Source organism: Natrialba hulunbeirensis JCM 10989 (assembly GCF_000337575.1).
Taxonomy (GTDB): domain Archaea; phylum Halobacteriota; class Halobacteria; order Halobacteriales; family Natrialbaceae; genus Natrialba; species Natrialba hulunbeirensis.
The window spans coordinates 45061-51155 of sequence record NZ_AOIM01000040.1; the positions used below are offsets into that span (position 1 = coordinate 45061).

At 66.0% G+C, this 6095-nt stretch carries 3 protein-coding genes and 1 pseudogene; all 4 read right to left on the reverse strand.

Features of this window, described 5'->3' with window-relative positions; all coding sequences use genetic code 11:
- Positions 1-69: 69 nt before the first annotated feature.
- Positions 70-828, reverse strand: a complete 759-nt coding sequence (locus C483_RS16160; protein ID WP_006654436.1) for a helix-turn-helix domain-containing protein — start codon at positions 826-828, stop codon at positions 70-72.
- 317 nt (positions 829-1145) lie between these two features.
- A complete protein-coding gene (locus C483_RS16165) occupies positions 1146-5012 on the reverse strand; it encodes a bacterio-opsin activator domain-containing protein (RefSeq protein WP_006654437.1) in 3867 nt (1288 codons plus the stop codon).
- Positions 5013-5185: 173 nt separating this feature from the next.
- Complete coding sequence (locus tag C483_RS16170; protein ID WP_006654438.1) at positions 5186-5614, reverse strand: universal stress protein; 429 nt, start codon at positions 5612-5614, stop codon at positions 5186-5188.
- A 321-nt stretch (positions 5615-5935) separates the two neighbouring features.
- Positions 5936-6095, reverse strand: a pseudogene (locus C483_RS21195) (RNA-guided endonuclease InsQ/TnpB family protein); the annotation flags it as partial.

Genomic DNA, 6095 nt, shown 5'->3' on the forward strand with positions numbered 1-6095 from the left:
ACTAACCGCTGACTGCTGATCACCAACAAGGAGCGTATCCGTACGAACACCCACCGACACGCAGCGTCGCTACGCGATTGTCGCGCCACAGAGTTCGCCGATCGCACGGCGAAGGCGCTGTGAAACCGCAGATTTCGAGACACCCAGCCGGTCTGCGAGTTCGTCCTGTGAGATCCCGCGCGGCACGTCGAAGTACCCCTCCTGGTAGGCGACCAGCAGGAGTTCCTGCTGTTTCTCCGTGAGTGCCACGACGCCGTCGTCCTCGTCGTCCGAGACGCGAAGGTGCTCGACCGAGACGGAAATACCGCGCGTGCGACACTCGTCGTTGAACGCGACGAGCGACTCGCGGTCGGGGAATCGCAACTGGACGAGCCAGCCATCGCGCGTGCTAGTGATCTCGAGTACCCGGCCGTTCGTCTCGGTCGCGATCGGCATGAACGTCAGCGCGCGCTCGGTCAGCGTGACCCGGTAGACTCGCCTGTCGGGGTAGCGATCGACCAGTACGGGATCCGTAATCGTCGGATCCTCCGCGAGCGCGCCCTCGAAGCCGTCGAACTCCGACCCGTAGACGGTGACGAAGAGGACCGTGCGGTCCGTCGTCGTCCAGTACTCCGGTTCGACGGTGTTCTCGAGTGCCCGCCGGAGCGTCGGCCGGAGGACGAGGTCGGCGTGCTCGAGGCGAAGCTGTGCCACGACACCGCCGTCCGCCTGCGACCGGAGGACGCTGCGTCGGTTCTCGTCCGGCGGCGACGTGGGGCTGTCGGTCGTCGTCTTCGGTTCCGACTCGGTCTCAGCCGACGGCTCGGTGTCGGTGAGATCGAGGCTCACGCATCACTCCCCCATCCGTGTGGATGATTGCCGTAAGTTGTCGTTACCGGACGCTCACTCATTGGCTACGAAATTCGACGCGACCAATATGGACGTGGGAGCTAGATACCCACATCGACCAGAATTCCGATGCTATACCTATTCAGCCGTCGATTACCGTGACTGTTCGCCGGTGAAAGAAACAGGAAATTATCCGCGACACGATCCTGTCTGAGACGGGCGATACCAGGGATTATACCCGGTAATATAGTATTACACCTCGAAAATGGAGACTCTCGCGCGGTCTCTCCCAGCCTATGCGGACGCCCGCGTGACCGTCACGCCGACTGATCGAACAACAGTTCGAACAGCTTTCGCTGTGCCGCTCGAAGATGACGACTAAACGTCGGCTGGGAGACGGCAAGCGAGTCTGCGATCTCCTCGCCGGTGCTCTCGCGCGGCCACGCAAAGAAGCCGCCGTAGTACGCCGCCTCGAGTGTCCGCCACTGCCGGTCGGAGAGTCGCTCTCGCAGTTCGGCATCGAACGCACGCACCGACCGCGGCCGTGCATCTCGCTCGCGCCGGGCGAGCAATCGCGCACTCACAGCCTCCCGTTCGAGGCGCTCGACGATCGATCTGACCGGTGTCGTCGCCGAATCGGACCCCGGAACCGTAAGCACCAGCCGCGTCCGGCCGTCGAGCGGCATCACCGAGTGGAGGACACCACCGTGTGCCGCGAGCACGTCCGCGAGCGACTCCGACTCGAGTACGACTTCGAGCGGCGAGCCGGGTTGGACACTGTCGTCACCGTGGTCGGTCTGGTCTGGTTCGTCGCCAACGAGGCGCGCGCTCGCGACGCCCTCGAGGTCGGTAGCCGACTCGAGACGCGGTGAGAGCGGCTCGTCCGCGTTCACACGCCTGTTCGCGTCCCCGTCTTCGGCCACGTCCACACTGTCACTATCCCCGGTCGGCGCTGCATCCGTCTCGCCGTCGGCGTCCGTGTTCCGGGTCGTGCAGTAGACGGTCGATCCACCACCGGACCGTGGGACGACCGCCCGTACGTCGAGTCCACGCCCCAGCCGCGAGGCAACCTGTGCCAGCGGATCGTTCGACTCGCGCAGGACGACCTCGAGTTCGGTGACGCGATCCGTCAGTAGCGCCTGCGTTCGCGCGAGTGCGCCGATGGCGTAGCCCGCAACGTCGCCTAGATGGCTGTACGCGCGGCGTGTGCGTTCGTCGAATGCGTCCGGCCGGTCGGCGTAGACCGTGAGCGTGCCGTAGCTGATCCCACCGTACTCCACCGGGACACTCACTACCGAGCGGACACCGGCGTCACGAAGCGTCCGGTACCACGCCCGCCCCGTCGAGTCGAGTTCGGAATCGGCGAGCGCCGTGTAATCATCGACGACGGTTGGCGTTTGGGTCGCACCCGTCCGCGCGGCTGGAAGCACGGTACTCGAGTCGACGGTGAGCGACGGCCGGTCTGCGTCGCCGCCGGCGTCGAGGACGGCGGCGCGGTCGCCGGCCCAGGCCTGCGGGGTGACGGTTTCGGAGCCGGCATCGATGCGACCGAACCAGACGAGAGACGGGGTCGTGGTCGGAGCAGTGAATTCGGATACTGGTGCCGGCGTGGACGCAGGCGTGATATTGTTCGCTTCGCTCACCTTGTCTGACTCATCTTCCTCGCTCATCTCAGCTCTCTCGCCAATCTTCCCCATCTCTCCCACCTCTCCCACACCTACTTCACCCGCCGTTGGCAACTTGCCCACCACCTCACAAAGCCGCTGCTCCACGGCATCTCGACTCTCAGCCGCGAGCAGTTCCCGTTCTGCTGCCATGACCGCGTCGGCGACCGACAGCGCGCCCGCGAGTCGCTCGCGCTCGCGGTGAGACTCCCGACTGCGTTCGCGCGCGAGGGTGGACTCGAGTGCGACGCTCCCGGCGGCGGCCAGGGAGGCGACGGGTTCGGTGTCGAGCGCGTCGAACGCGAGCGGGTCGCTGCCGGTCACTACCACGACATCCTCGTCGGTGATCGGGACGGCGAGGACGCGTGCCGCGCGGAGTCCGGACCGGGAGAGAAAGGACGATGCGGTGGTGTCGTCGACGAGTCGAACGGTGGGTGGGTCGGTGGGTTCGCTGCTCTCGTCGTTTTCATCGTCCTCTCTGCCTTCATTCTCATCGTCGTCCTCGCTACCCTCGTCACCCTCGCCATCCTCGTCGCTCTCGTCGCCCTCGTCGTTCACGAACGCCAGCGCATCCCGCTCAACTGGCGGTGGATCGATCCGGGGCACGTTGGGACCGGTCGCGATTGCAACGGGCCGAAACCGTGGATCGTCCGGAGTGTCAGCACCCGCCGATTCCGCGGCCTCCGCGGCCTCCTCGGCTTCCTCGGCCCTCTCGAGTCGATACCAGCCAGCGAACTCGCCGCCTGCTTCTGCCCGAACGCCGTCGACGACCGTCTGGTACACCGCCGTTCGTGAGTCGACCGCGTCGAGCGAGTCGAGCATTGCCGCGAGGCGCGAGAGGGAGCCAGCGGCCGACTGGCGGCGGTCACGAACGACACAGAGCGTCCGGTCCGCCGCCGAAAGCGGCGTCACGAGCACGTCGACCGGTTGGCGGTCGCCGCGAGATCCGAGCAGTTCGCCCTCGACCGCGTCCATCCACCGGATAACCGGCGCGTTCGCCCGCTCGAGAACTGCTGCGGCAAGGTCGTCATCGAACAGGGCTTCGACTGCGGTGCCCGCCAGCGAGTCCGTGTCCGCGAGTTCGCACAGCGCCGTGTTCGCGAACTCGACCGTGTCATCGTCGAGAACGGCGACTCCGTCCTGAAGCGCGTCGACGAGTTCCGAGAGGAGTGCGAGCCGCTCGCGGTCCGCAGCGGGAAGCGGTGGCGCGGTCGTCTCACCCAGAGTATCGCTACGCGACTCGTGTATACTGAGTGTGACTCCGTTCCGGTCTGGAGCCGCGGTCACGAGAAGTCGACCGGTGTCGTTGGACTGATTGTCTGCCTCGGTCGACGCTGGCGCGGGGTCCACCACCGACGACTCGGCCGGAGACGGCGTCTCGAACTGCACCGGCGTCTCGGTCGCGCTGGCTTCGTGCAACCGTTCGTAGAACGTCTCCCGGAGCGCCGCAGGGAGGAGGTCCCAGATGACCGTGTCCTCGAGTGCCCCCCGCGCTCGTACCCCGTCTGATTGCTCGTTCCCAGCGCCGCGGAGGAACCGCCGGGCGGCGTCGTTCGCCCACTGGAGTTCCCAGTCGGGGCCGAGCGAGCAGCAGGCGACCGGGAGGCCATCGAGTGCTGTGCGCTCGTCTGTTTCGGCAGGGTCGTCACCGTCGTGTGCCAGCCGCGCCGGCTCGACCGTGGCGACGATACCCTCGAGTGTCGGGTCCGACAGGCGGGAGACGCAGACCAGTTCCACGACGCGCCAGGTGCCGCCAGCGGTTCTGAGCCGGAGCCGGACGCGCTCAGTTGCACCCACCGAGCCGTCGGCGACAGCCGCGACAGCGTGGCGAAGCCGCTCGCGATCATCGGGGTGGACGAACGCGCTGAGTCGTTCGCCCTCGAGTACCGGCGGCGCGTGGCCGGTCTGTGATTCGATAGCTGGCGTCGCCGTTCGAATCTCGCCGGTCTCCGTGAGGACCAGGATCGGTGCGGTCGTGTTTTGGAGAATCGTCTGTGTGCGTTCACTGCGTGAGCGCTGCTCTCGCCGCGTTCGCTCCGCCTCCCAGACGGCGCGCTGCCGATCGGCCACGGACTTCACGCGAGCTGCGACCACCGCCGCCGGATCGGCCGGCGTGAACACGTCGGTCGCACCGGCGTCGAGCGCCGCCTCCGCGTCGTCGGGAGCCGCGAGCGCAACGATCGGCGGCAGGTCGGTCACGAATCCGTCCCCCGCGTCGTCGCTCTCGAGTGCAGTGAGTTCGGCAAGCCGCGACTCCTCGGTCGCGTCGGTGCTGAACTCGCAGACGAGACAGTGGACCGGGCTGGGCGGGTCGGCCGCCGCCTGCGCGCCGGTCGTGGTCGCGAGATACTCGCGTGCCACGTCGGTACGCGGGGCCTGTCTCATTGCAGTGGACTCGAGTACCGAGGCGAGCGTGTCCGCCGTGCGGTCGAGTCGATGGGAGTCGCCGACGACGAGAATCGTGGGGCCGTCGGTGGTGGCTGCAGCTGGTCGGTTGCGGTCGCGGTTGCGGTCGCTCATCGCCGACTCACCACCGGGCGTGGCGTTGCGTTGGGAGGACGAACTGGCCGCGCGTGCCGGGTTGGACGGCGGCGACCGTCGTGTGGGCACGAGCGACCCGCGCGCACGGTCACACCGGAGCGTTCGCCTCGGGCACGTTAATTATCACTTCCGTATGCTCGAGTAAGAGCGGCTTACTCTGCGTCCGTCTCTCTGACAGTGATGACCGGAACCGTCGCGTTCTGGACGACCTCCTCGGCGACGCTGCCGACGACCAGTTTGTCGAGTCCCGAGCGGCCGACGGTGCCGACGATGATCATGTCCATCCCCTGCTGGTCGGCGAAGTCGACGATTTCCTCCTGCGGGACACCCTGTCGGACAGTCGTCGTCGTCTCGATACCCGCGTCGGTGGCTGCGTGTTCTGCGTCGGCGACTGCCGATTCGGCTTCCGATTGCGGATCAGACCGCATTTCGTCGCGTTTTTCGCTGCTGTGTGGGCCTTCTTCGGAGACCGAGAGAATATGCAGCGTGCTCTCGAGTCGGTAGGCGAGTTCGATCGCGTGTTTGGTTGCCTGTGTCGCGCCCTCGCTGCCGTCGGTTGCGAGTAGCAAGTCCTGATACATCGTCCGTTCATTTCGAGAGAGAACGGCATACGTGTCTGACTTGCCGTTGCCGGCCGCTGGCGTTCTCCCCCAGCAGACAGCGAGACGGCGAGCGCACTCAAAAGACGACGACCCAGTCGTTTCCGCAGTGTTGACACTCGAATATCCGTTTGAGGCCGGATTCCGTTACTTCGCGACTGTGCTCGACAGCAGCACCTTCGAGGCAGTTTGGACACTGTTCTCGTTGCACGACCCGGTATAGTAAACGACCCCACCCTACTTCGCTCACCGCATACGCGGTTCGCTGGTTGAGGGTGGGGCTTTGATGTGGACTCCCAGCGATCAACTCTCGGCAGTTAGCCGATAGCCGTCGCCGTTCACCATCCCACCATTTATACGCACGTCTACTGGTGCGTCTGCGCTCCCCGACGTGGGCGAGGAACGCAGTCTGTGTTGTCGCTTTCGCATGTATCGTAGTCCGACGTTTTTCGCGCCGTTGTAG